Source organism: Cytobacillus sp. FSL W7-1323 (assembly GCF_038595015.1).
Classification (GTDB): Bacteria; Bacillota; Bacilli; order Bacillales; family Cytobacillaceae; genus Cytobacillus; species Cytobacillus kochii.
The window spans coordinates 1,256,346-1,282,260 of sequence record NZ_CP151998.1 but is presented as its reverse complement, the minus strand read 5'-3'; the positions used below and the strand labels follow the sequence as shown (position 1 = coordinate 1,282,260).

Here is a 25,915-nt window from a genome sequence, read left to right as displayed (position 1 = left end):
TATTGTGGTAGAAGATTTATTATTTTCATTTATTGAGGTTATTTTATGGACAAAAAACTAAGAGTAAGGTTTTGGATTTTAGTATTCATTGTTGCGATATCAGGTTTTAGTCAAGGAATGCTATTACCGCTCATCGCTATTATTTTTGAAGGTGATGGTGTATCTTCAAGTTTAAATGGCTTAAATGCAGCAGGTTTATATATTGGTATATTACTTATTTCACCTTTCATGGAATATCCCCTAAGAAAATATGGATATAAACCAGTCATTATTATCGGGGGACTTCTAGTAGCTACTTCCCTCTTATTATTTCCACTATGGAAGAGTTTTTGGTTTTGGTTTATTTTAAGGTTATTGATTGGAATCGGCGACCACGCCCTCCATTTTTCAACACAAACATGGATAACGTCATTTTCTCCTGAACGCAATCGAGGGAGAAATATTTCCATCTACGGATTATTCTTTGGGATTGGGTTTGCTGTTGGACCACTAATGACACCATTAGTTCATATAAGTGAATCTCTTCCATTTATTATTTCTTCCCTCTTATGTTTTATTGCATGGGGGTTTGTGTTCTTTCTCGATAATGAGCAACCACAGCATACAATCGCTGTTCAATCACTAAAAGGGACTTTCCATCGCTTTTACGATGTATCTACTTATGCTTGGATTGCCTTTATCCCACCATTTAGTTACGGATTCTTAGAATCGTCAATAAATGGGAGCTTCCCTGTTTATGCTGTGCGCATGGGAATAGAAGTCTCATCAGTTTCGTTATTACTTACCTCATTTGCTGTCGGAGCGATTATTTTTCAGTTGCCTTTAGGGATGTTAAGTGACCGCTATGGACGAAGAAATATTTTAATGATTATTTTATTCTGTGGCTTTATTCTTTTCTCTTCTGCTGCGATATTTGAACAGAATGTCAACATTCTAATGTTGCTACTGTTTTTAGCAGGGATGGCTGTAGGAAGTACTTTTTCATTGGGAATTAGTTATATGACAGATTTAACTCCCACTCAGCTTTTACCTACCGGAAATCTTCTTTGTGGTGTTGCCTTTAGCTTAGGCAGTCTTATTGGACCCTACGCAGGCGGTTTATTTATTCAATATATACAATCACTAAGCTTTTTCGCCGTTATTAGTGGGATGATGCTCATCAATTTTACGATTATCACTTATTTTGGTCGCCATAAGATGAGCAAGCAATTGTTTCACAGTTAAATTATGTTAAAAAACGTCTAATATAGAGAATAACCCTTTTCAAAAGTTACAATATAATGTAAAATTAAAGCAATTAAATATTATCAATTCGGCACTTTTTCTGCTGTCACCTATATGGTGGCAGCTTTCGTCGTTTTTAAGGGTAATGATGTTGATTATTCTTCTCAATGAGAATGGAGGAAATGAAAATATGGAAGGAAATGTCCTAGTACAAAAACAATCGCAATCATCTAGTCAATTATTCGAAAAGTTACTACCACATATCGAGCTTATAGCCGCAATTACTTCAGGTGTTTTTATTCTTATCGGTTGGTTACTTAGTAAAGGAGGCTATGAAACAACTTCTATCACTATCTTTATCTTATCTTTTATAATCGGAGGTTTTGCGAAGGCAAAAGAAGGTATTGAAGAAACGATTGCTAATAAGGAATTAAACGTTGAAATGCTGATGATCTTTGCCGCAATCGGCTCCGCAATCATTGGCTATTGGATTGAAGGTGCCATTCTTATTTTTATCTTTGCAATGAGTGGCGCACTAGAAACATATACAATGAATAAAAGTAAAAAAGAAATTTCTAGCCTTATGGAGTTGCAACCTGAAGAAGCTTTATTAATTCATGAGGATGGTGAAGAACTTGTTCACGTTTCTACACTACAAATCGGAGATAAAATTCTAGTTAAACCAGGGGAACGCGTTCCCTCTGATGGAATCATTGTCTACGGACAAACAACTATAGATGAAGCAACGATTACTGGTGAATCGATTCCGGTAACAAAAGGGTTATCTGAAGAAGTGTATGCCGGCACCGTCAATATGAATGGAGCCATTAAAGTAGAAATCACAAAAAAAGCGGATGAAACTCTTTTTCAAAAGATCATTCAACTGGTCCAATCAGCACAAAGTGAAAAGTCCCCTAGTCAGTTATTTATAGAGAATTTCGAAGGGAAATATGTAAAAATTGTACTACTGACCGTCGCACTCATGCTATTTCTCCCACACTTCTTACTTGGATGGAGTTGGAACGAAACATTTTACCGTGCCATGATTCTCCTAGTAGTCGCCTCACCTTGTGCACTTGTCGCCTCTATTATGCCGGCTACATTGTCTGCGATTTCAAATGGAGCAAGACAAGGAATTTTATTTAAAGGCGGGGTACATTTAGAGAACTTAGGCCATATTAAAGCCATTGCGTTTGATAAAACAGGTACTTTAACTAAAGGACGCCCAGAAGTAACAGATTTTATTACATTACACACTCAGCATCGTGATGATTATTTACGCATTGTTGGATCAATTGAAAACCATGCAAACCATCCACTTGCTACTGCCATCGTCTCGTATACAAAAGAAGAGCAGAGCTCTCCCCTTATAGAGCCCGAATCAATCGAAGATGTACCAGGATGGGGCATTAAAGCAGTGATTAACGGCGTCACTTGGAAAATTGGTAAACCATCATTTATTTTGAACAATAACGAACTTGCGCCAGAATTAAAAGAACAGCAAGAAACATTAGCTTCGAATGGTAAAACGATCGTTTTATTTGAACGCGATCATGAGGTGTGTGGATTAATCGCATTAAAGGATCAAGTTCGTCAAGAAACGAAAGCTGCGGTTAAACAATTAAATGATCAAGGTATATACACCATCATGTTAACAGGCGATAGCCAATCAACCGCTCAAGCCATTTCTACTGAAGCAAATGTAGAAGACTTTATTGCAGAATGTTTGCCAGAAAAAAAAGTGGATCACGTTAAGGAATTAAGAAATCAGTATCAACAAGTAGCAATGGTTGGAGATGGAATTAACGATGCGCCTGCACTTGCGACTGCAAATGTTGGGATTGCCATGGGTGAAGGAACCGATGTCGCATTAGAAACAGCAGATATTGTTTTAATGAAAAACGATCTTCCTAAAATCGCTCATGCAATTGCCCTATCCAAACGCATGAACACCATTATTAAACAAAATATTGTTTTCTCTATATCAGTTATTATGCTGTTAATTTGCTCTAATTTTCTACAGATATTAGATCTTCCTTACGGTGTAATCGGTCACGAAGGTTCAACCATTTTAGTGATATTAAATAGCTTAAGGTTGTTGAAGAACTAAAAGAAAGCAGCTATCCAAGTGTATGAATGGATAGCTGCTTCTTTATTTAATGATAGCCGTTTTGCTTATTAGCCGAACTAGATGTTTTTTGTTTAGGTTTATTTTTACCTTTTTGTTTTGTGTTACCATCTTTATTTGCAGTCAATGTAATCACCCTCCTTAAGCCTAGGTTGTCCATTGATGCACCTTACAATCAGGTAACTTTTACTATGTGTTTTTCACTTTGCTGTATTTATTTAACAATGCGTTTATTTCTCCACCAATCATAATAATAATACCCGTTAAATAAAACCAAATCATTAATATAATGATTCCACCAATACTCCCATATGTGGCCGAGTAATTTCCAAAATTACTCACATAATATGAAAACGCATAGGAAGATAGAATCCAGCCAATTGTAGCAAAAAGTGAACCTGGGATAACTGTCACATTCGTTAAACGCTTATTAGGAGCAAACCAGTACAGTCCACTAAAGATAATAAAGATGATAAGCGGACTCGCCAGCCATCTAAGTGCATTCCATATGCTCAAAAATTGCTCAGTCAATCCAAATGCATCAAAGATAAATAGACCAATTTGTCTCCCAAACACAGGTAATAATAATGCTACTAAGAAAACAAAAACCATAGAAATAGTTAAAAGCATAGCAATGCCTCTTGCAACAATAAATGATCGACTTTCAACGACATCATACGCCTTATTAAAAGCCCTCATAATGCCATTTATCGCGGCGGACGCGGACCACAATGTACCGATAATACCAATTGATAACAGAGCCCCATTTTTCGTTGTGACGGCACTCAAATTGTCTTCCAATAATGACATAATTTCTTTTGGTGCGAAATCTCTAACGATAGCAAATATATCCTCTTGAGTAATCGGTAAATAAGGCAGCAATGATATCAAAACAATTAATAATGGAAAAAGTGATAGGAGAAAGAAGTAGGCCAATTGTGCAGCTACGCCGAAAACATCATCCTTATCTATTTGCTCCCATAGTTCCTTTCCAAAAGTAGTGACTTGTTTCATCAGCGATCCCCCAAACCTTGTTAGTTATTCCTAACATTCCCTTCTAACGTCGCTTCTGAAACCTCTACTTCACTTTTAGGGTCATTTAAGGCTTCTCTTGTTTCAATTGCCTTTGTTTTAATATCCTCAATTGTGGTCGTTAAGAAAGCCACATCTTCACCGATCTGCTGGGCTGCTGTTCTAACTTTTAAAGAGACACCTTTCACTTGTTGAACGGCTTCATCGGGATTTTTTATGTAATATTTTGCACTTTCTGTCGTTTCTCTGCATTTAGATTTTGCATTTTCTCTTGTATCACGGTCTAGCATCGTGAGCGCACCGCCCGCTACCGCTCCAAGGACAACACCTTTCCAAAACAATGATTTTCCCATTTTCCTCACTCCTTTATTCTTTTTAATCTACCTATACTTTATTTTCTTTTTTTCTCTAAAAACATGCAAGCTTTGCACCTATCAATGGTTGACTTTTCACTTTAACCATGGAAAGATTATACTACTGATGTATTATGGGGGGAAATCAAGTGAATTTATCACAGAAATCAACTGAAAATGTCGATTATATGATCGAAAAAATCAAGGAAAAACTAAAAGTATTAAATATTGGCGCCATTAAATCTTCTCATTTTGACGAAGAAATGTACGAAGAACTAAAAGATATTTACGATTTAGTGATGAAAAAAAATCATTTCAGTCCTAATGAAATGCAAGCAATCGCTGAAGAATTAGGAAACTTGCGCAAGAATAAATAAGTCCTTATTATAAGCAGCTGCATGATTTGCAGCTGCTTTTTGTTTTATTGCTCAGTTAAAATCGTGATTCCATCTTTACCGGCTGCAATTGTATGTTCATATTGAGCTGATAAACCACCATCAACTGTTCGCGCAGTCCAGCCATTTTGATCCATCTTCATATGATGCATTCCAGTATTCACCATTGGTTCAATGGTGAATACCATACCTTCTTTTATTCTCGGTCCTTTATGAGGGAGGCCAAAATGAGGAACATCCGGTTTTTCGTGGATGCTTGCCCCTATCCCATGACCAATAAATTCCCTTACTACCGAAAATCCTTTCTCTTCAACAAACTGTTGAATCGCATAACCAATATCTCCAATTCGGTTGCCTATCTTCACCTGCTCAATTCCTTTATATAATGATTCCTTTGTGACATCTAATAGGGTAGATACCTTTTCACTCACTTCTCCAACGCCGTACGTCCAAGCTGAATCTGCAAGAGCTCCATTATAATTGACCACCATATCAATCGTTACAATGTCGCCTGATTTTAATGGTTCCCTCCTCGGAAATCCGTGACAAATTTCATCATTAATGCTGGCACAAGTAGCATACTCATACCCGCGATAGCCCTTTTGCTCAGGTGTAGCCCCTATTTTCTTCAGATAGGCATCAACAAATTCTTCAATTTCCCATGTAGTTATACCCGGTTTAATTCTCATGGCAATCTCTTTATGACATTCAGCAAGTACCTTACCTGCTTCATGCATCTTTTCAATCTCTCTAGGTGATTTCAACACGATCAATAGCAAAACCTTCTTTCAGTCACTGTTATATTAAAAGTTATTATACTCTACTTATTAATATTAGCGCTGAATGAAAAGTTTTACAAAAATCATGCAACGATTGCTTTTCTTAAATTATCAGAGTAATTTTAAAGACTCTCTTGTAAAGGCAGGAATATCATCAGGTGTGCGGCTCGTCACAAGTTGATCCTGACAAACCACTACTTCTTTGTCCTGAAGTTTAGCTCCTGCATATTCCATATCTACATGAATGGATTTATAGCCTGTAGCTCCTCTACCTTCTAATGTTTTAGCAGAAATTAATAATTGTGGTCCATGACAAATAGCAAAAACAGGTTTTTTCGCATCCATCATCTTTTTCGTAAATTGAACAAAGCGATCATCTGCTCTTAACATATCCGGAGAAAATCCACCTGGAATAAAGAGAGCATCAAACTCATCTGCGTTCACATCATCTATACTTTTATCAATCGTCACTTGATCATTTCCTTGCTTCCCTTTTACGACTTTACCAGCCTCTGATTCAATTGTAATAACCTCATGTCCTGCTTCCTTATAACTTTTTGCTGGTTCTGTATACTCAGAATCCTCAAACATATCGGTAATTAGACAAGCAATTTTTTTACTCATTTACTATCTCTCCTTTATGGTTTAAATTGTTGGTTATATTATGTCCGTTCCCTGAAAGTCTTCCCTTAAAACATATATGTATGTTAATTAATATATTAAAGAAAACATGCCCTACAACTATACTTGATATTTATTTTCTGTTAAAATTCTTTTAGAACGGTAAGAATTCAATCTATTCAGTTTATACAGTCTCATTTATATCGGCAGCTCCGTAATGTAATGATTAAAAATTTTTTATTACAATTAAAAGACTAAGCGATTACAATTTACGGACATAAGCGGTTGGATTCTCTTTTTTTGATATGATACTGTTAACAACAAAGATAGATAGGGTGAACGTGATGATTGGTAATCGAGTCAAAGCATTAAGACAAGAGAAAAAAATGTCTTTATCAGAGCTTGCAGATCAAGCAGGAGTAGCTAAATCCTACTTAAGCTCATTAGAGAGAAATTTACAAACGAACCCTTCCATTCAATTCCTCGAAAAAATCGCAGCTGTACTCAATGTACCTGTTGATCACCTTATCCATGATCAAATTAATAAAGAAGAATTAGATACTGATTGGATAAATATAGTCAAAGAAGCGATGGAATCTGGGGTTTCAAAAGAAGAATTTCGGGAGTTTCTCGACTTTAATAAGTGGAAGACTAGAAATAAATAAGACAAGCTTACAAACGAATCTATAAAGATAAAAAGAGATATGAATGAAACCTCCGATAATCTTCGCGTTTATCGGAGGTTTTTTTCTTCTTATATTTTTTTTATTCCATTTTAACCATAATCTTGTAAGCTCATTAATTCGGAGGCCTCAATGTCATGTTATTCCTCTTCTTTAGCTTGTAGAAAAATTCTCACCTCTTCTTTATTTAAACCTAATTGTTTTGCTTCTTCAATAAGGGCAAGCCATTCTTCATCTAGTGTTTCTATAACTAAAGACCTTTCCAAATTAAATCCCCCTTTAGACTTGAAGCATATTCTCAATTAGTCCTATTTTGCAATAAATCCCGCTTTATTTTCAGACTATTGTAGATATTTACATTTTACTACTAGTTCATTCTAAAATCTGCTAATTTTTTTCTTCATTTTCAATCAAAAAACGACAAGTGTATAATGAAACTTGTAGAATAGAGGAAAAAATCGGAACTTTTGAGTCAAAAAATACCTACAAATAAAAAAACCGAACATCAATTCCTCCTTTAAAAGTTTGATTGATGTTCAGCTTCCTCTTTGATTTTTAAAATTGGATACTTTTATATCTTGAATTATAATTGCATAGCAAGTTTTGCCCCAATTTCGGCATTATGCTTAACTAATGCAATATTGGCTGCCAAGCTCTTACCACCGGTTAATTCTTTAATCATAGATAAGAGGAATGGTGTTATCTCTTTCCCTGAGATACCTTCTTCTTCTGCATGAACAAGAGCTTGATCAATCATCTCATTCATTTCCAGTTCATTCATAGCATCTGCTTCTGGTATTGGATTAGCAATAACTAGCCCTCCATTTAAGCCTAGTCCCCACTTTACCTTCATCATTTCAGCAATCTCTTTTATCTCATCTACACGAATATTGACATTATACGGGCTCTTTCTCGTATAAAAAGCGGGTATCTTATCTGTACGGTAACCGATGATTGGGACACCATATGTTTCTAGATATTCAGCTGTTAATTTAATATCCAGAATCGATTTAGCACCGGCACAAACGACAGCGACATTTGTCTTTGCTAATTCCTGCAAATCGGCTGATATATCCATTGTTTCACTTGCCCCTCTGTGGACACCACCAATACCACCTGTTACAAAAACTTCAATCCCAGCTAGTTCTGCACAAATCATCGTGGCAGCAACAGTTGTCGCTCCATGTTTCTTCGCTGCAATGACATAGGGAAAATCTCTTCTGCTAACTTTCATAATTGAATCGTTCGTTGCAAGTAGTTCAAGTTCTGCGTCTGATAGTCCGATTTTAATTCTACCTTCTATAATAGCAATGGTTGCTGGGATTGCCCCATTCTCCCTGATAATCATTTCAACTTCTTTGGCTGTTTGTACATTTTGAGGGTAAGGCATACCGTGAGAGATGATTGTTGATTCTAGTGCGACAATTGGTTTTAACTGTTTTTTTGCTTCGATCACCTCATCAGAGTAATCTAACCAATCTTTTCTCATTTGTAACAACTCCTCTAAAAATATTCTTGAAAGGCATGTTGTAGTTTCTTTGGGTTTAATTGTGGATGAACCGTTTCCTTACTTGTAAGCGTTACACTTGCACAGATAATTCCTATTTTACAAGCATCTTCTATATGCATTCCTTTATGATGTGCATAAATAATTCCTGATGCTAAGGCATCTCCAGCACCTGTTACATCAACGACATGAACAAAAGGGGGCATAATAGCTCCTGCCTCTCCATCTTGTGTGGCGAAAACAAGGCCATTTTCCCCTCTCGTTATTATCACTCTTTCTACACCTTTTGCTAAAATGATTTCACATGCTTTAAAGTAATCTCCTTCACTTGTAAGTTTTACTCCTGAAAGCAAACTTGCCTCATCTTTATTGGCAATAAGAAAACTCACACCTAATAGTTGAGCAGGGAGTCTTTTTATTTTCGATGTAGATACTGTTGTAATACATAATGGTGTGTTGAATTGTTTACATTTTTCTATTACTCTTGTCAATATAACACTTGGGAAATTCGTATCTAGAACAACCATTTTAGCCAAAGTAAAATACCCCCATCGTGATTCAATTATCTCCACATCGAGGTCATCGTTAATTCCCATATCAGATAATGCTAATTTCATTTCTCCCTTTTTATCCAACACTGCTGTATAAGTTCCTGTTCGGCAAGTAGGTATAATTATCGAAGGTGTTGTATCTACTAGTGGCTTTAGGCGATCTAACAACCATATACCTTCGTGATCTTCACCAATAGCAGATAATAAAGAAACGGACATTTCAAGTCTAGCCAAATTCTCCGCGATATTCCTTGCTACCCCTCCTCCTGATTGTTCAGTTTTCGCAGAATTCGATGTCCCTTCCTCTAAGCCGTCCACAGCTTGCAATTTTCTATCAATATTGGCAGCGCCCACACATAAAATAGATGGTTGCTTTGGTAAAATATAAGCCCTACCTAATATATAGCCATTTTTTGTAAGAGAGGAAATATAGCCTGCGACGGTAGAACGAGAAATGCTTAAGCTGTCTGCTAGCTCAGACTGTGAAATATAAGGATTATCTTTTATGGAATTTAAAATTTGCTGCTCTTTTTCATTCAATGGCTCCCCCTCCTGAGAACATTTGTCTATATTATAAACAATAGTTTGATATTTCTGCAAATTCTAATTATAGCTATACTATTTCTCATAAAAAAACAGATAAACTTTCTCAAAGTTTATCTGTTGGTTGTCAGTTCTCTCGGAAGTATTAAAATTTCTACTCTACGATTTCTTTCTCTTCCCGTAACCGTTTCATTCGATTCTTTAGGTTTATATTCACCAAACCCTTTGGCGCTAAACCATTCAGGATTAAGCTCTGGATTATGTAAAAGCACTTTCATGAAATTGACAGCTCTCATTACACTTAGTTCCCAGTTTGACTCAAAATTAGCATTTCGTATCGGTATATTATCCGTATGGCCACTAATAATAATATTTCTTGGAGGGTTCATCACAAGTAGATCAGAGATTTCTTCTGCTGTTTGTATATCTCTAGTTCTCACTTCTGCACTACCTGAAGAGAATAATACATTATCTCGAATCGTCACAAGCAGGCCTTCAGTTGTAAGCTCCGTTTCAAACTTATCAGTAATATCATTACTTATAATATAGTGATCAACTTTGGCTTTTAACTTTTTAAGTTCCTCAGTATCTTGTTCTTCATCAGATAGACCAGACAATTGACTAGCTGACACACTTTCTTTTTTTTGAGGGGCCATACTTCCTTCTGGCATTGGGCTAGGAAAATCAATTACACCATTACCTCCAGAAAAAACTTCATTAAAAGCTGTGGACATTTTTTGGAACTTTTGAACATCGATTGCACTAGAAGCAAATAAGACGATAAATAAAGCAACTAATAATGTAAGTAAATCCGCATAAGGCAGTAACCAGGATTCATCAACATGCTCATCTTCGTGACTCTTCTTCTTCCTTCTAGTCATGATTCTTTGCTTCCTTCATCTAGAAATTCTTTTCTTTCTTTTCCTGGTAAGTAGGAAGATAGTTTTTGTTCAATCACACGTGGAGATTCTCCCTCCAAAATAGATAAAATCCCCTCTATCATCATCCTCTTATGTTTAGCTTCTATTTTAGATTTCCTCTTTAACTTATTTGCGAATGGATGCCACAATACATATCCCGTAAAGATACCTAACATCGTTGCCACAAATGCAGCACTTATTGCTTCACCTAAAGCGTTAATATCGCTCATATTTCCTAATGCCGCAATTAATCCAATTACTGCACCTAATACACCTAGTGAGGGGGCATATGTTCCTGCTTGAGAAAATATTTGCGCTGCCGATTGATGGCGCTCTTCCATTGCATCAATTTCTTCATTTAATACGTCTCTAATATAATCGGCACTCTGTCCATCCACTGCTAGTGATAAACCATTCTTCAAAAAGGGATCATTGATTTCATTTATTCTTACTTCTAATGATAACAACCCCTCTTTTCGTGCAAGCTGAGCCCAATCAGCAAATTGGCTAATAATTTGAGACATCGGTAATGTCTCTCTTTCTTTGAATATGACGCTCATTATTTTAGGTATTCTTTTCACTTCAGAGACTGGAAAAGCGATTAAAACAGACGCTACTGTTCCAACGATAATAATCATAACGGCAGCGGGATTTACTAATACACCCAGTCCTACTCCTTTTAGAAACATACCTAACACAACTGCAATAATTCCTAATATGACACCTATCCAAGTTGTTTTATCCATCCTTATCACACCTACTTCAAAAAATACTTACTTCAAAACTTTTTACTCATTACTTTTTTATCAGATACTGGTTTCTTTGTTTTATTTCGACATATTTCTATGTAATTGAAGTAACTTAATAAGGTCTTTTATCCTATTTGTCTTTTTGTGTTTATATACATAAAAAAACCACACAAAAATGAATGAATAGCATCATTTTTGTATGGTTATTTAAAAAGCTTGTTTTCGATTTTCTGTTCATAATTTTTGAAAATTTGTGTGTTTGTTGCCACTTTTCTTTCTGATAACAATGCTTGAAATTTTAACCTCTTTTCATTCAGCTCTTTTTTTAGTTCTCCTTCTTTCTCTTCATTCTCACAACTTGCAATTAATTGTTCAATTGTTAGCATCTCTTTCCTAAGATCAATTTCTTTTGTTGTATATCCTGCATTTTTCATTATTTTATAAGACATTCTTAGAGATTCTGGTACCCCGCTTAGTTCATCTTTCGGTAAAGGCTTACCATGCCCTTTTAAATGAGCAAACTCTCCCTGTCTTTGCGCTTGTTTGATTTTCTCTTCTGCTAAAATTGAGAATAAATCCATTAAATTATCACCTCATCTTCATCTTATTATACTCCATGCAGTTACATATCCCTAACGAATGAAGGGAAATATAAAATGGAAAGGAGCGATTCACTATGTCAAGAGGTAAACATTTTAATCATAAGAACAAACAGCATCCAGGTGCGTTTAATGAACAATATCAAAAAGAAAAATCAACTGAAGCTCAAGAAGACGAGGAGTTTTTAGTCGTTCAAGAAGCCTTTAAAAATCGCATTGAACAAAGTGAAAACCGTTAATATTTTTATTAGGCTGTAACCTTAGGGCTTACAGCCTTTTTTATAAAAAAAGTTAATGATAAGCTTTAATTTTTAGCCACTCTGTGCAATTTTCGATATCGTTAGAAAAAATACGATCCTGGTTAATTGTTGGTACAATTGTTCGACCTTGTTCATATAGTGAGCGGGTATGATTAGCCATTTTATCTATTCCCTTAAATTCAACCGCTTGCATAGCACAAATCAATTCAATTGCGATAACTTTATTTACATTTTTTATGATTTGATAGGCATGCCTTGCACCAATCGTTCCCATACTTACGTGATCCTCTTGATTAGCAGAAGAAGGAATAGAATCAACACTAGCAGGATGAGCCAGTGTCTTGTTCTCTGACACGAGTGAAGCTGCACAATATTGCATAATCATGGCACCTGATTGCAGCCCCGGTTCTGGGCTAAGAAAAGCGGGCAATTGATTGAGTTGTGGATTAACTAACCTTTCTATTCTTCTTTCAGATATATTCGCTAACTCAGCAACCGCAATTTTCAAAAAATCCATAGCTAACGCAATTGGTTGACCATGAAAATTCCCGCCTGAAATTACTTTTTCTCCATCATCAAAGATTAAAGGGTTATCTGTTGCAGCATTCATTTCAATTTCGAGCTTTTCTTTCACATAGTTAAGTGCTTGCCAAGTAGCACCGTGCACTTGCGGAATACATCTTATAGAGTAGGCATCCTGGACCCTCATTTCTCCTTGAACAGTAGTTAACTTACTACCACTTAAGTATGACCTCATTCGTTTTGCTGTTGCGATTTGTTCAGGATAACCACGAGCTTCATGTACTTTATGATCAAATGCATCGATTATTCCATTTAATGCTTCTACCGATATAGCTGCAATCTTTTCGCTTTCAAAAGCTAAGTTTTCTGCTTCAATATAGGCGATAACTCCTTGAGCGGTCATAGCTTGCGTACCGTTAATCAACGCAAGACCTTCTTTTGCTTCTAAAGTCAGCGGAGTAAGATCACATGCCTGTAGTACTTCTGCGCTCTTTTGTTTTTGTCCATTGAAAAAGACTTCACCTTCACCAACTAGTGTAAGTGCTAAATGGGATAGTGGTGCTAAATCACCACTCGCACCTAAGGATCCTTGCTGAGGAACGACAGGATGAATACGTTGATTAAGGTAAGTAAGTAGTCTATTAATTAATGCAAGACGAACCCCTGAATGCCCTTTTATAAGCGCATTAGCCCTTAACAATAACATTGCCCGAGAGACCTCCTCTGAGAACTCCTCACCCACTCCACATGCATGAGAGCGTATTAAATGGATCTGCAACTCCTCTACATGTTTGCGATCAATATGAACATCACTAAACTTTCCGAAACCAGTCGTAATCCCATATACAGTTTTACCTTCCGCAACTATTCTCTTTACAGCCATATGACTTCTTTCTACATTTTCTATACTCATACGGGCAATATTAACTTCTTCTCCGTGAAAGACCACCGCTTTCACTTGCTCTATCGTCAGGTGTTCCCCTGTTAATTCAATCATCTTATTACCTCCTTATCACATTAGCAAAATAAAGAAAAGACCCGAGTATCACCGAAATGATACTTGGGTCTTTTTATTAAAATAAAATTATTCTTATTTACGTTCATGATACTTCACCTATTTGATCTGTCTTATATCTATATTATAAAGCGGTGCTTACTCATGTCAATTGATTTTTACCATATTCTACCTGGTTACCATGTTAGCAAAATAAAGCACTAGAGCAACCCATATAAATTCATTCCATTTTCCGCTATAATAATTAACGACCCTTTAGTTTAGGAGATTGTTTTTTTTGGAAGGGAGAAAATATGAAATCATTAGTATTAGCCGAAAAACCAAGTGTCGGCAGAGAAATAGCCAGAGTATTAGGATGCAATCAGTCGCATAAAAACTATATAGAAGGCAAGCATTATATTGTTACATGGGCGCTTGGTCACTTAATAGAACTCAAGATGCCCGAACATTACGATAGCAAATACAAACAATGGAAACTAGAAGACCTGCCAATTATTCCTGATAAAATGGGCATCAAGGTAATGAAGCAAACAAGTCATCAATTTAAAACGGTCGAGCATCTTTCCAAGCGAAATGATGTAGGAGACTTTATTATCGCAACCGATGCTGGGCGTGAAGGTGAGTTAGTTGCTAGATGGATTTTAGAGAAGATTAAATGGAAAAAGCCAATCCACCGCCTCTGGATCTCATCTGTCACCGATCGAGCAATACAACAAGGATTTAAAAACCTTAAACCAGGGAAAGACTTTTTAAATTTATATGATTCTGCTGTTTGCAGAGCTGAAGCAGATTGGCTCATCGGATTAAATATTTCACGTGCATTAACAACGAAGTATCAAGAACCTCTTTCTGCTGGTAGAGTGCAAACTCCAACGCTTTCCCTTATTATGGATCGTGAGAAACAAATCCAGAAATTCACCCCACAGGATTATTGGATGATTCATGCAAAAGTGGGCGTATTAGAAACAGAATGGGAAAACAATGGTGAGAAACGAATCTTTAATAGTGATCAAGCTGAAACGATTAAAAAACAAACAGCAAAAGCAAAAGCAACAGTGCAATCGATTACTCGGAAAGAAAGAAGTGAAGCACAACCACTTCCATATGATTTAACTGAGCTACAACGCGATGCCAATAAAAAATTCGGCTTCTCAGCTAAAAAAACATCATCTGTACTGCAAAAATTATACGAACAACATAAAATCGTAACGTATCCACGTACAGACTCTCGTTATTTAACAAGCGATATGGAAAGTACAATGATGGAAAGATTAGAGGCAATTGCTGGTTCTTATAGTACAGAAGTAAAACCTTTGCTTGCGAAAAAGAGTAAGGTACTAGCCAAAAAGGTATTTAATAATAGTAAAGTGACGGATCATCATGCTATCATACCAACGGAACAAAGAGTACATCTCAGTGATTTATCAACAGATGAGAAAAAATTATTTGATATCATTGCTAAGCGATTCCTTGCTTTATTTTATCCGCCATATCAATATGAAAGTGTACTATTAAAGTTAGATATAGCTGGTGAAACGTTCGTAGCTAAAGAAACCCATATCATTGACTTAGGGTTTAAAACGCTCCATTCATCTACGAATGAACAAAATTCAAAGACTGCGTTGAATCAGTTACAACAAGGGAAACAGCTGCAAGTTCATACAGTCGAGACGATAAAAAAATTAACAGAGCCCCCTGCTCGCTTAAGTGAAGCCGATCTGTTACAAGGGATGGAAAAATTTGGTTTAGGTACACCTGCAACGCGTGCCGAAATTATCGAAAGACTTATCTCATCAGAAGTAGTAGAAAGACATAACGGGCGCTTTCATTCCACCCAAAAAGGGAAGCAGTTAATGGATCTTGTAAATGATGAATTAACATCCCCAGCATTAACAGCTAAGTGGGAAAAAGAACTTGAAGCCATCGCACATGGAAAAGCAAAACGTGATGACTTTCTAAAGAAAATTAGACAACAAACGAAGCAAATAGTATCCGAAGTAAAGAAAAGTGATAAATCTTACCGCGCCCATAACTTAACCGGATCGAAATGTCCTGAATGCGGCTCTTTCTTAAAAGAACGGAATACGAAAGATGGGAAAATCCTCGTTTGTTCGAGTCTGGATTGTAACTTCAGAAAAAGAAAAGATCCAAAGCTTTCTAATCGTCGTTGTCCTCAATGTCATAAAAAGATGGAAGTTCACAACGGGAAAGCTGGCACATACTTCCAATGTCGCAAATGTAATGTGGTTGAAAAAGCGGCAGATAAGAAACAAAAAGTCAATAAACGTGAAGAAAGAAAGCTTGTTCAGAAATACTCTGCTAAAAATGATCAATTCGGTACGAGCCTTGGTGACTTGTTAAAACAAGCAATGGAAGATAAAGAGTAAACATACACTGTCAATCCAGTAAGAATCTTGCTGTTTTGGCAGTTTTTTTGTTATATCATGAACAACTTCTTGCTTATGTTTTACCATGTAAACCGTGTAGTTCTTCCCTCTATCTTGTCATAAAGATAAAAAGTTTCTTTTTTCCTATAGAAAAGTTACAATAAGTAAGAAGTTTTTGACAAAGGGAGTGTACATAGTATGAGTACTTTTGAAGAAAAGCTCGACAAATATGCAGAATTAGCAGTTAGAGTGGGTGTCAATATTCAAAAAGGTCAATCATTAGTCATCAATACTTCTATTGATTCTGCCCAATTGGTTCGAAAAATTGTAAAAAATGCTTATGAAGCTGGTGCTGATCAAGTTATTGTGAACTGGAATGATGATATTGTTTCTCGTACAAAGTATGAATTAGCACCGATTGATTCCTTTAAAGAGTATCCGAAATGGCGTGCGCGTGAAACGGAAGAATTAGCAGAAAACGGAGCAGCTTTTATTGCGATTGTCTCTTCTAGCCCTGACTTACTGAAAGGAATTGACCCTGAGAAAATCAGCACATTCCAAAGGGCATCAGGTCAAGCATTAGCAAAATATCGTAAAGCTGTGCAAACAGATAAAGTAAGTTGGACAGTAATATCCGCACCTTCTCAAGCTTGGGCGAATATGGTGTTCCCTGACGCAAAAGAAGAGGAACGAGTCAACTTACTATGGGATGCTATCTTTAAAGCAACACGAACTGATTTAGATGATCCTATCCAAGCATGGAAAGATCATGATCAAACATTACATGAAAAAGTAGAATACTTAAACGAAAAACGTTATAAAAAATTACATTACACCGCACCAGGAACAGATTTGACGATTGAATTACCAGAAAAACATTTATGGGTTGGTGCTGGAAGCGTCAATGAAAACGGTCATGAATTCATGGCAAACATGCCAACAGAGGAAGTGTTCACAGTGCCACATAAATATGGTGTAAATGGCACTGTCGCAAGCACAAAACCACTTAGTTATGGTGGTAACATTATTGACCGCTTCTCCATTACTTTTAAAGATGGAAGAATAGTTGATTATAAAGCTGAGGAAGGCGAAGCTATTTTAAAACAACTAGTTGAGACAGATGAGGGCTCTCATTATCTTGGTGAAGTCGCGCTTGTACCATTTCAATCACCAATTTCTCAATCAAACCTTCTTTTCTATAACACATTATTTGATGAAAATGCATCGAATCACCTCGCTATCGGCAGCGCCTACGCCTTCTGTGTAGAAGGTGGCAAAAAAATGAATAGTGAAGAGCTAGAAACAAACGGATTAAACGAAAGTATCACCCATGTAGACTTTATGGTCGGTTCCTCTGAAATGGATATTGACGGTATCCTTGAAGATGGTACAACTGAGCCTGTATTCCGTAAAGGAGATTGGGCATTTTAACAAAGAAATATTGCGTGTGCACTCTTCAGACCCAAACGCTAGCGTTTGGGTCTACTTTTCGTGATTTTTTGGGGATACAATATCTTTTGTGAATGAGCAAGCACGCCCCCTGAGCATTCTGTTTTTTGTGAATCATACTTTATTGTTATTCCTACTACTCTAAGTAATATTGCTTTTTGAGGAACAGATTATTGCGGAGCGCTCATGCTCTGGTTTCTCTCTGAGTGACTTGCTAATCCCTTTTGCGTGGCGCTCAGTTCTTATTTTCTTGCTGAGTGACCTGCATACTCCTTTTGCAAAGCACTCACTCTCTGCTTTCTCTCTGAGTGACTTGCTAATCCCTTTTGTGCGGCGCTCAGTTCTTGTTTTCTTTCTGAGTGATCTGCAAACTCCTTTTGCAAAGCGCTCACACTCTAGTTTCTCTCTGGGTGACTTGCTAATCCCTTTTGCGAAGCGCTCATGTTCTGGTTTCTTTCTGAGTGACTTGCTGTTCCCTTTTGCGCGGCGCTCAGTTCTTGTTTTCTTGCTGAGTCACCTGCAAACTCCTTTTACTAAGCGCTCACTCTCTCTTTTCTCTCTGAGTGACTTGCTAATCCCTTTTGCGAAGCGCTCAGTTCTAGTTTCCTTGCTGGGTGATCCGCAAACTCTTTTTGCGAAGCGGTCACTCTCTGCTTTCTCTCTGAGTGACTTGCTAATCCCTTTTGCGTGGCGCTCAGTTCTTGTTTTCTTGCTGAGTGACCTGCTAACTCCTTTTGCGAAGCGCTCATGCTCTAGTTTCTCTCTGAGTGACTTGCTAATCCCTTTTGCGTGGCGCTCAGTTCTTATTTTCTTGCTGAGTGACCTGCATACTCCTTTTGCAAAGCACTCAGTTTTAGTTTTCTTGCTGAGTGACCTGCTAACTCTTTTTGCGAAGCGCTCATGCTCTGCTTTCTCTTTGGGTGACTTGCTAATCCCTTTACAAAGCGCTCACTCTCTGCTTTCTCTCTGAGTGACTTGCTGTTCCCTTTTGCGTGGCGCTCAGTTCTTGTTTTCTTGCTGAGTGACCTGCTAACTCCTCTTACTAAGCGCTCACTCTCTCTTTTCTCTCTGAGTGACTTGCTAATCCATTTTTCAAAGCGCTCCGTTCTTATTTTCTTGCTGAGTGACCTGCAAACTCTTTTTGCGAAGCGCTCACTCTCTCTTTTCTCTCTAAATGACTTGCTAATCCATTTTACAAAGCGCTCACTCTCTTTATTCTTTCTGAGTGACTTACCATGCCAGAATCCTTTGAATTTAGGCAGCACAAATAGGCTGCTACTATCTTGTTTTTAAAAATTTCGCAGCCTACCTATGATCAAAATATAATGTTTTATTGCTTACTTAATGAGATTTGCTTGATCTCTCCTGATTCATCCGTATAGGTTTTAAGAACATATTTATCAGCAAGAAATTCAGAATAGATTAAACCGTTCTCCTCTTCTTGTCTAACTGGATCTCCTAATAACTTCTTGAGATCTGCTAATGAAGATTGTAATCTTTCCCCTGGGATGGCAACTGTAGATACAGCCCCATCTTCTCTGTTATAGTAGTAGATTGTTTCTGGATACATTAAATACTGTTGACCATGAAGTATTCCCTCTTGAATGTAATAAGGGTTAGATTTTTTAATGTCTTCTATGTTCGTACCAATTGGATAAGGGCCACCCATAGGTATACCCATTTTCGCTCTTTCAATTACTTCTTTAGTCAACTCAATATTTTCATAAGGATAAAACACTTCTTCCGTCTCGCTCCAAATATCCATCCAAGACTGATCTAATAATGATTGATAAGCACCAGAATCTTCAGTTACCGTTGCTTCATCATGGAGTGAAAGGACTAATGGATCATTTTGTAATTCCCAGCTGAGAAAAATCGATTCATTTTGATTAACCGGATAGGCCGATTGAAGGACATTTTGACTTAAGGATTTAAGTTTTCTATCTGTTAAGTTAAGCAATTCTCCACCTTCAATCGGTACCTCTCTTAATATCCCTTGGTCCATTGAAATAACTCGAAGTGACGATACTTCCTCACTCTTTTCAAGTGATAATATAATAAGAGTTTGTTTATTTGTATTCAGTGAATAGATATTATTTTTATTGAATTTCTCATAGGCAAGCTCTTGGCTATATGCCATTTTGCCGTTCTCTTCAGCAACAAAAAATGAATATTGATTGCTATCATCTTGATTTGAGGAAATATATACTTCATAACTTTTTTCCCCATCCACCATTGTTGTTTCGTAAATGGCATTTTCTTCAAGGACTGCCACCTGTTGTTTTTCTACTTCATCCGCTTCATGAGCAACAGTTGAACTTGGCTCCATTTCTTGTTTATTCACCTTTGACTCATTCATGCAACCAGACATGAGAGTAGTTAACATTAATATATATAAATATTTCTTCATTTAAATCTCCCTATCAACAAAAATCACTTGGCCCTTGCCAAGTGCTTAATATTCTAAGTAAAGTCCTTTTTATGAAAGACTAGTCGTCAATTCTATTTTTAAGCTATCATACATTTCTTTATTGACATTCTAAATTGTAACAAATCTGAAACAATACTACAAACAGAATAAATAATCGTAAAGTAAACTTAATGTCCTGATTTCTCCCGTTTACTATGTTTAAATATTTATATACAATGTTTCTTAAAGAATTCAACATAAGAACTACTTTTTGATTTGGAGGGATTTTTTGCTATGTTACAAGAATTTAAGAAATTTGCTATGAAAGGAAATGTGTTAGACCTGGCAATCGGGGTCATTATAGGGGCAGCTTTTGGAAAAATTGTTACTTCTCTAGTGAATGATCTGATTATGCCTATTCTTGGAATCTTTATCGGTGGAGTCGATTTCACAAAACTCTCTTATTCCCCTCCATTTGGGGAATCTGTTATACTATATGGACAATTTATTCAAACCGTTTTCGACTTTTTGATTGTCGCTTTTTCCATTTTTCTTTTTGTCCAATTTATGAATAAAAGAATTAGGAAGAAAGAAGAAGAGAGTACGCCTGAACCGCCAGAAAAAGATGCAAAAGAAGAATTACTAATCGAAATTCGTGACTTGTTGCAAAAACAAGAGCAGAACTCACTTGATATAACAAAAAAACAAAATCATGAGTCCTAAATAAAATCTAGGAATATTTATATGAGTGGCAAAAAGAACAAATGATAGACATCTCATCATATCATTTGTTCTTTTTCCTATTTGCCACATAAATGCTCATGCATCTATTCACACAGCTAATCTTATATAGAAAGAAGTGGTCCAATGCCATCATCTATTCAAAAACAATATTTTCGTCGTGTTATTATTATTTTTATGATTTCTCTTGCTATTGCCACTATTGGGGTCTTTCTTGGTACAGTTGTTCCAAGCCAGTATTTTCTACCGATCAAGATAATTGAAGTAATTATGTTAATCATCGCTTTTTTTCTTAGACGAAAAAAGGGGATTTCCTACTTTTTCTTATTCTTATTTACCTTTATATCTGGCTTGTCTATTTATCCAATTCTACATCAATATGTGTCTTCAATAGGTATGCAAACGATACTAATGACGCTCATAGCAACAACTATCATTTTTATTTTTATTGCGAGCTATGCCACTATTACAAAGAAAGATTTTAGTTTTTTAGGCGGTATATTATCAATTGCATTACTTGCCTTTATCATTATTGCTATCATACGAATCTTTTGGCCATTAGATGACACTTCACTACTCACATATTCATTTATAGGTGTTCTCATATTCAGTGGCTATATTCTATATGACTTTAACCGTTTGAAAAAATACGGTATTAAAAAAAGTCAAATCCCTACTTACACTTTGAATTTGTATTTAGATTTTATTAATCTCTTCTTAAACTTACTTAGACTAATTGGTTTACTGAAAGATAGAAAATAACAAGTAACATTATAAAAACGAAGAACGACAATGACAGATTACTTTCTGTCGTTTTTTTTATGCCCAAAAATGAATAAATCTGGATAATCGGAACACTTTATAAACATAATACGAAAAAAGGAGGTTTTTTTTCCAATGGCAGAACAACACTCTGAAAAGAAAATGTCAAGAAGACGCTTTATTAGAAACTCTGGATACGTAGCAGGTGGACTTGTCGGTGGAGGAATTATCGGTGGGCTCATTGGTGCCAATATGAATGATGAGCAAGAAGGTACAAATACACAAGGGGAACATCAAGGAACCAGCTATCTACAAGCACCTCTTTATTTTACAAACCCTGAAATGTTTGCCGTTTTAGTCGCTGCTTCTGAAAGAATTTTCCCAAGTGATGATAACGGTCCAGGAGCTGATGAATTAGGCGTTGCCTATTATATAGATCACTCGCTCGCTGGTTCTTGGGGGAACAATGCTCGTGAATATATGCAAGGACCATTCTTTCCAGGCTCTAACTTCCAAGGTTATCAATCCCCTCTTAAGAGACATGAAGTATTTGATACCGGGATAAAGGCACTGCAAAAAGTGGCTAATGAAAAACACGATAAGAATTTCCCTGACTTGGAAGGCGAACAACAAGATGCTATCTTAACTTCCTTCCAAAATGATGAGGTTGAGCTCAAAGGAGTAACATCCAAAACCTTTTTTAATATTCTCAGAGCAGCCACGATTGAAGGTGTATATGCTGACCCTGCATATGGAGGAAATATTAATATGGAAGGCTGGAAAATGAAAAACTATCCTGGGCATCAAATGAGTTATTACGACAAAATTGAATCAGATGAATTTATGGAAATTGAACCACAAGCCCTACATTCTTATACAAAATAAGTGGATTGAATAGGAGGAAATACAATGGCTGAAAAATTACCTAAAACCGATGTCGTCATCGTCGGTATGGGCTGGGCTGGTAGCATTATTGCTGCCGAGCTTGGTAAGGAAGGATTAAAGGTTGTTGGATTAGAACGAGGTAAAGAAAGAGGCTTGAAAGATTATTATGTCGTACACGATGAGCTTCGTTATGCTATTCGTTATGAATTAATGCAAGATTTATCAAAGGAAAGTTTAACTTTCCGTAATAACCAAAAGGAAAGGGCCCTTCCCATGCGTCAACTTGGTTCTTTCCTATTAGGTGAGGGTTCTGGTGGTTCTGGTGTTCATTGGAACGGCCAATCCTTCCGTTTTTTGCCTTATGATTTTGAAATACGATCAAAAACAATTGAAAAATATGGTGAAAGTAAAATCAAAGGATTACAAATTCAGGATTGGGGCATTACATACGACGAATTGGAACCATATTTTGATAAATATGAGAAGGTCGCTGGTATTAGTGGTGAAGAGGCTCATTTTGGACCGGAACGATCCAATCCATATCCAACACCACCGATGAAAGAGACACCATTAACCAAACGGTTTAAAGATGCAACAACCTCATTAGGTATGCATCCATACCATATGCCTTCAGCTAATTTAAGTGAACCATATGAGAACATGTACGGTGCAAAGATTGCTAACTGTCAATATTGCGCATTTTGTGAACGTTTTGGTTGCGAATACGGTGCAAAGGCAGACCCAACTGTTGCCGTCATTCCTTATGCTATGGAAACAGGCAATGTAGATATACGCAATTTTGCTAATGTAACTGAAATCATACATGAAGGTGGAAAAGCAACAGGTGTGAAATTCGTAGATGTATTAACGAAAGAAGAATTCATTCAACCGGCTGATACAGTCGTTCTTACGAGCTATGTCATGAATAATACGAAACTACTTCTACATTCAAAAATAGGCAAAGCCTATAACCCGGAAAACGGGACTGGTGTGATTGGTAAGAACTATTGTTATCAGATTCTCCCTGGCTCTACAGGCTTTTTTGAAGAAGAACGCTTTAACACTTTTATGGGGGCAGGAGCATTAGGTGCAACAATTGATGATTATAATGGTGATAACTTCGATCACTCAGATCTAAACTTTATCCATGGTGGCTCTATCTCCATTAATCAATCAGGTAAACGACCGATTGGCTCAAATACCGTTCCATCTGGTACACCAAACTGGGGAGCTGAGTTTAAAGCACAATCTATCAAGTATTTTACAAGATCACTCAATATTGGAACACAAGGGGCTTCCATGCCTGTACAACATAACTTTATGGACCTTGATCCGACGTACAAAGACGCTTATGGTTTACCATTGCTTCGCTTAACTTACGACTTTACAAAACAAGATAAAGAGCTTTATAACTATATCGGCAAAATTGCAGATCAAATTATGCTTGAAATGGGCGCAGATAAAGTAAATGAACGTTCGAATCTTGAAAGTTATGATATTGTGCCATATCAAACAACTCATAATACAGGTGGTGTTATTATGGGCGCTGAACCGGAAACATCTGCTGTTAATAATTATCTGCAAATGTGGGATGCTGAGAATGTATTTGTTGTAGGTGCCTCTGCTTTTGCACATAATGGGGGCTATAACCCAACGGCAACTGTCGGTGCACTCGCATTCAGAGCAGCAGAAGGTATCCTCAAATATAGCAAAGAAGGTGGCATGCTCGCCTAATTAGTAGGAAAGGGGTTGATTTGTAATGGGTTTAACAAATATCGGAATACCAGGTTTAATCATTATCCTTGTCATCACCTTGATTATATTTGGACCAAAAAAACTACCTGAAATTGGCTCAGCTTTCGGAAAAACATTAGCTGAATTTAAAAGATCGACAAGAGAAATTATGGACGATAGCGACAAGGAAACATTAACAGTGGCTGCTAAAAATGAAGAGGAATCTAAATAACATCTGTGATGGAGGCGTAAAGATGGAGAATAATGACCAAACACTAGTGGAGCATTTAACTGAATTAAGAAAAGTGCTCATTCGATCGATTGTCTTCTTTACCTTTTGTTTTATCCTTTGCTTAGTGTTTATTAACCACCTTATTCCCATTCTAGCTAATGACTATGATCTCGTCATGCTAGGGCCATTAGATGTAATTAGACTATACACAGGGATTGCCGGTAGCATTAGCCTCGGCATTTCCCTTCCCTTCATTGCGTTTCAAGCATGGCTATTTATTAGACCTGCATTGAATGATAAAGAAGCAAAAATCTCGATCATGTTCATTCCAGGAATTATTTGTAGTTTCGCCATTGGCTTATCATTTGGTTTATTCATTGTATTCCCAACCATTTATGGCTTTCTCATGCACCTTGGCGAAAGTAATTTTTCTATGATGATTACTGCTCGAGAATATTTCTCATTTTTATTGATTTCTACTATTCCGTTTGGATTTCTATTTGAAGTTCCATTATTACTAGTTTTTCTCACAAATATCGGGGTCGTATCCCCTGAAATGCTAAAGTCAGTAAGAAAATACGCATATGTGGTGCTTGCTGTCGTTTCTGCACTCATTACGCCACCAGACTTTTTCTCACAAATACTCGTACTCTTTCCATTAATTGGACTATATGAACTTGGACTGTTTCTTTCAAAGATTAGCTATAGAAAACGATTGGTCATGGACGCAGAGTTAAATAAAGGGTAGTTTATTGATAAGTGAAAACGTTAGTATTCTCGTGGACATTTTTAAAATAGGTAAATGAAGGAATAATCTCTAATAAGGAACAAGGATTGTATGAAGAGGAATCCAATCTTAGTTATTTTTTAATTAGATTTCGATATTGCTCTATAAAATGCTTAGGTACATCTTTCATATAAAAAGGATATACACCACGATTAGTATGTAAATACAATGTACCTAGCTTTTTTTTCGATTCTCTAAATGAAATATCAAAAACAGCTTGGATATCTATTTCGTCTTCACTCCATATAATTTTCTCATCGAAAAGTTTGATTTCACTTTCTATTTCCTCATACTTTTGGACATTCCAATCAATTTTACGCACAACTTTTATATAAGTAAGACTAGCTATAAGTTCCAATGGCGAACCCCCAATATTTAATATCTCCATTCTATTGGATTGTTAGTGAAAACGATAATAATTTGCTTAAAAGTAAAGAAACCATTTTAGCAACGTTAAAAATGTTACTATTTATTGTTTCAATTCGAGCTGATACCTACTCCCCTATGTAACTTCTCAAATAAATCTTAACTGTATTCTAGCCAGTTAAACTTAATATCAAAAGCAAAGAAAGAATGGTTGCTCTTCTTTTTGCATTTAAGAACCAGCTTCCGATTCTTTCATATGATTACGAACAGTTCAAAACAAT

Annotated in this window: 29 protein-coding genes; 13 read left to right on the top strand and 16 right to left on the bottom strand. The window is 36.5% G+C overall.

Features of this window, described 5'->3' with window-relative positions:
• The first annotated feature begins 45 nt into the window (after positions 1-45).
• Together MKX67_RS06660 and MKX67_RS06655 are read left to right on the top strand one after the other, a co-directional pair.
• Positions 46-1,224 carry an MFS transporter gene (locus MKX67_RS06660; protein WP_342489058.1) on the top strand — a complete coding sequence of 393 codons (1,179 nt, stop codon included), beginning with the start codon at positions 46-48 and terminating at the stop codon, positions 1,222-1,224.
• 190 nt (positions 1,225-1,414) lie between these two features.
• The gene (locus tag MKX67_RS06655) at positions 1,415-3,334 is read left to right on the top strand and encodes a heavy metal translocating P-type ATPase (RefSeq protein ID WP_322910041.1); all 1,920 of its coding nucleotides are present in this window, start codon (positions 1,415-1,417) and stop codon (positions 3,332-3,334) included.
• A gap of 207 nt (positions 3,335-3,541) precedes the next feature.
• Here the strand turns inward: MKX67_RS06655 and MKX67_RS06650 are convergent, their stop codons facing one another.
• Complete coding sequence (locus MKX67_RS06650; RefSeq protein ID WP_095370079.1) at positions 3,542-4,366, bottom strand: YihY/virulence factor BrkB family protein; 825 nt, start codon at positions 4,364-4,366, stop codon at positions 3,542-3,544.
• A 20-nt stretch (positions 4,367-4,386) separates the two neighbouring features.
• Entirely contained in the window at positions 4,387-4,737 is a 351-nt protein-coding gene (locus tag MKX67_RS06645) for a YtxH domain-containing protein (protein ID WP_095370080.1), read from the bottom strand.
• 149 nt (positions 4,738-4,886) lie between these two features.
• Between MKX67_RS06645 and MKX67_RS06640 the strand changes: the two genes are divergently transcribed.
• Positions 4,887-5,114, top strand: a complete 228-nt coding sequence (locus tag MKX67_RS06640; protein WP_095370081.1) for a DUF1128 domain-containing protein — start codon at positions 4,887-4,889, stop codon at positions 5,112-5,114.
• Positions 5,115-5,158: 44 nt separating this feature from the next.
• On the opposite strand, the gene map is transcribed toward MKX67_RS06640, so the two are convergent.
• Complete coding sequence (gene map, locus MKX67_RS06635) at positions 5,159-5,905, bottom strand: type I methionyl aminopeptidase (protein WP_322910040.1); 747 nt, start codon at positions 5,903-5,905, stop codon at positions 5,159-5,161.
• A 117-nt stretch (positions 5,906-6,022) separates the two neighbouring features.
• Positions 6,023-6,535 carry a type 1 glutamine amidotransferase domain-containing protein gene (locus MKX67_RS06630; protein ID WP_095370083.1) on the bottom strand — a complete coding sequence of 171 codons (513 nt, stop codon included), beginning with the start codon at positions 6,533-6,535 and terminating at the stop codon, positions 6,023-6,025.
• Positions 6,536-6,876: 341 nt separating this feature from the next.
• On the opposite strand from MKX67_RS06630, the gene MKX67_RS06625 reads away from it, so the two are divergent.
• Complete coding sequence (locus MKX67_RS06625; protein ID WP_095370084.1) at positions 6,877-7,197, top strand: helix-turn-helix domain-containing protein; 321 nt, start codon at positions 6,877-6,879, stop codon at positions 7,195-7,197.
• A 158-nt stretch (positions 7,198-7,355) separates the two neighbouring features.
• On the opposite strand, the gene sinI is transcribed toward MKX67_RS06625, so the two are convergent.
• From sinI to MKX67_RS06595, 6 genes are all read right to left on the bottom strand, one after another.
• Positions 7,356-7,481, bottom strand: coding sequence for a DNA-binding anti-repressor SinI (gene sinI, locus MKX67_RS06620; RefSeq protein ID WP_157733760.1), 126 nt, complete (start codon positions 7,479-7,481; stop codon positions 7,356-7,358).
• 317 nt (positions 7,482-7,798) lie between these two features.
• Positions 7,799-8,704 carry a pseudouridine-5'-phosphate glycosidase gene (locus MKX67_RS06615; RefSeq protein WP_095370086.1) on the bottom strand — a complete coding sequence of 302 codons (906 nt, stop codon included), beginning with the start codon at positions 8,702-8,704 and terminating at the stop codon, positions 7,799-7,801.
• 14 nt (positions 8,705-8,718) lie between these two features.
• A complete protein-coding gene (locus MKX67_RS06610) occupies positions 8,719-9,813 on the bottom strand; it encodes a carbohydrate kinase (protein WP_322910039.1) in 1,095 nt (364 codons plus the stop codon).
• Between the two features lie 116 nt (positions 9,814-9,929).
• Positions 9,930-10,697: a flagellar motor protein MotB gene (motB, locus tag MKX67_RS06605; protein ID WP_095370087.1), complete on the bottom strand. Its 768-nt coding sequence runs from the start codon at positions 10,695-10,697 to the stop codon at positions 9,930-9,932.
• Positions 10,694-11,482: a flagellar motor stator protein MotA gene (gene motA, locus MKX67_RS06600; protein ID WP_095370088.1), complete on the bottom strand. Its 789-nt coding sequence runs from the start codon at positions 11,480-11,482 to the stop codon at positions 10,694-10,696. The genes motB and motA overlap by 4 nt, the downstream gene beginning before the upstream one ends.
• Before the next feature lie 206 nt (positions 11,483-11,688).
• The gene (locus MKX67_RS06595; RefSeq protein ID WP_095370089.1) at positions 11,689-12,066 is read right to left on the bottom strand and encodes a DUF1992 domain-containing protein; all 378 of its coding nucleotides are present in this window, start codon (positions 12,064-12,066) and stop codon (positions 11,689-11,691) included.
• 95 nt (positions 12,067-12,161) lie between these two features.
• Here MKX67_RS06595 and MKX67_RS06590 point away from each other — a divergent pair, with 95 nt between their 5' ends.
• Positions 12,162-12,323, top strand: coding sequence for a hypothetical protein (locus tag MKX67_RS06590; protein ID WP_224935434.1), 162 nt, complete (start codon positions 12,162-12,164; stop codon positions 12,321-12,323).
• Positions 12,324-12,375: 52 nt separating this feature from the next.
• On the opposite strand, the gene hutH is transcribed toward MKX67_RS06590, so the two are convergent.
• Positions 12,376-13,863: a histidine ammonia-lyase gene (gene hutH / locus MKX67_RS06585; protein WP_307319365.1), complete on the bottom strand. Its 1,488-nt coding sequence runs from the start codon at positions 13,861-13,863 to the stop codon at positions 12,376-12,378.
• Between the two features lie 311 nt (positions 13,864-14,174).
• Here hutH and MKX67_RS06580 point away from each other — a divergent pair, with 311 nt between their 5' ends.
• Positions 14,175-16,268 carry a DNA topoisomerase III gene (locus MKX67_RS06580; protein WP_322910038.1) on the top strand — a complete coding sequence of 698 codons (2,094 nt, stop codon included), beginning with the start codon at positions 14,175-14,177 and terminating at the stop codon, positions 16,266-16,268.
• Positions 16,269-16,466: 198 nt separating this feature from the next.
• On the top strand, positions 16,467-17,699 hold the full coding sequence (locus tag MKX67_RS06575) for an aminopeptidase (protein ID WP_322910037.1): 1,233 nt from the start codon (positions 16,467-16,469) through the stop codon (positions 17,697-17,699).
• A 260-nt stretch (positions 17,700-17,959) separates the two neighbouring features.
• Here the strand turns inward: MKX67_RS06575 and MKX67_RS06570 are convergent, their stop codons facing one another.
• The 4 genes from MKX67_RS06570 to MKX67_RS06555 all read right to left on the bottom strand — a co-directional run bounded on the left by MKX67_RS06570 (position 17,960) and on the right by MKX67_RS06555 (position 20,127).
• Positions 17,960-18,109 carry a hypothetical protein gene (locus MKX67_RS06570; protein ID WP_322910036.1) on the bottom strand — a complete coding sequence of 50 codons (150 nt, stop codon included), beginning with the start codon at positions 18,107-18,109 and terminating at the stop codon, positions 17,960-17,962.
• Positions 18,110-18,250: 141 nt separating this feature from the next.
• Positions 18,251-18,466, bottom strand: coding sequence for a hypothetical protein (locus MKX67_RS06565; protein ID WP_322910035.1), 216 nt, complete (start codon positions 18,464-18,466; stop codon positions 18,251-18,253).
• A gap of 54 nt (positions 18,467-18,520) precedes the next feature.
• Positions 18,521-18,982, bottom strand: coding sequence for a hypothetical protein (locus tag MKX67_RS06560; RefSeq protein WP_322910034.1), 462 nt, complete (start codon positions 18,980-18,982; stop codon positions 18,521-18,523).
• 65 nt (positions 18,983-19,047) lie between these two features.
• Positions 19,048-20,127 (bottom strand): hypothetical protein, encoded by a 1,080-nt coding sequence (locus MKX67_RS06555; RefSeq protein WP_322910033.1) that lies wholly within the window; start codon positions 20,125-20,127, stop codon positions 19,048-19,050.
• 294 nt (positions 20,128-20,421) lie between these two features.
• Here MKX67_RS06555 and mscL point away from each other — a divergent pair, with 294 nt between their 5' ends.
• The 6 genes from mscL to tatC all read left to right on the top strand — a co-directional run bounded on the left by mscL (position 20,422) and on the right by tatC (position 25,229).
• On the top strand, positions 20,422-20,850 hold the full coding sequence (gene mscL, locus MKX67_RS06550; RefSeq protein ID WP_095370094.1) for a large conductance mechanosensitive channel protein MscL: 429 nt from the start codon (positions 20,422-20,424) through the stop codon (positions 20,848-20,850).
• 144 nt (positions 20,851-20,994) lie between these two features.
• Positions 20,995-21,630, top strand: coding sequence for a Bax inhibitor-1 family protein (locus MKX67_RS06545; protein WP_342489056.1), 636 nt, complete (start codon positions 20,995-20,997; stop codon positions 21,628-21,630).
• 135 nt (positions 21,631-21,765) lie between these two features.
• A complete protein-coding gene (locus MKX67_RS06540) occupies positions 21,766-22,515 on the top strand; it encodes a gluconate 2-dehydrogenase subunit 3 family protein (RefSeq protein WP_095370096.1) in 750 nt (249 codons plus the stop codon).
• 24 nt (positions 22,516-22,539) lie between these two features.
• Complete coding sequence (locus MKX67_RS06535) at positions 22,540-24,249, top strand: GMC family oxidoreductase (protein WP_095370097.1); 1,710 nt, start codon at positions 22,540-22,542, stop codon at positions 24,247-24,249.
• A 25-nt stretch (positions 24,250-24,274) separates the two neighbouring features.
• Positions 24,275-24,481, top strand: a complete 207-nt coding sequence (gene tatA, locus MKX67_RS06530) for a twin-arginine translocase TatA/TatE family subunit (protein WP_095370098.1) — start codon at positions 24,275-24,277, stop codon at positions 24,479-24,481.
• 22 nt (positions 24,482-24,503) lie between these two features.
• Entirely contained in the window at positions 24,504-25,229 is a 726-nt protein-coding gene (tatC, locus tag MKX67_RS06525) for a twin-arginine translocase subunit TatC (protein WP_342489055.1), read from the top strand.
• 112 nt (positions 25,230-25,341) lie between these two features.
• Here tatC and MKX67_RS06520 read toward each other — a convergent pair whose 3' ends face one another.
• A complete protein-coding gene (locus tag MKX67_RS06520) occupies positions 25,342-25,626 on the bottom strand; it encodes a hypothetical protein (protein WP_095370100.1) in 285 nt (94 codons plus the stop codon).
• Between the last annotated feature and the right edge of the window lie 289 nt (positions 25,627-25,915).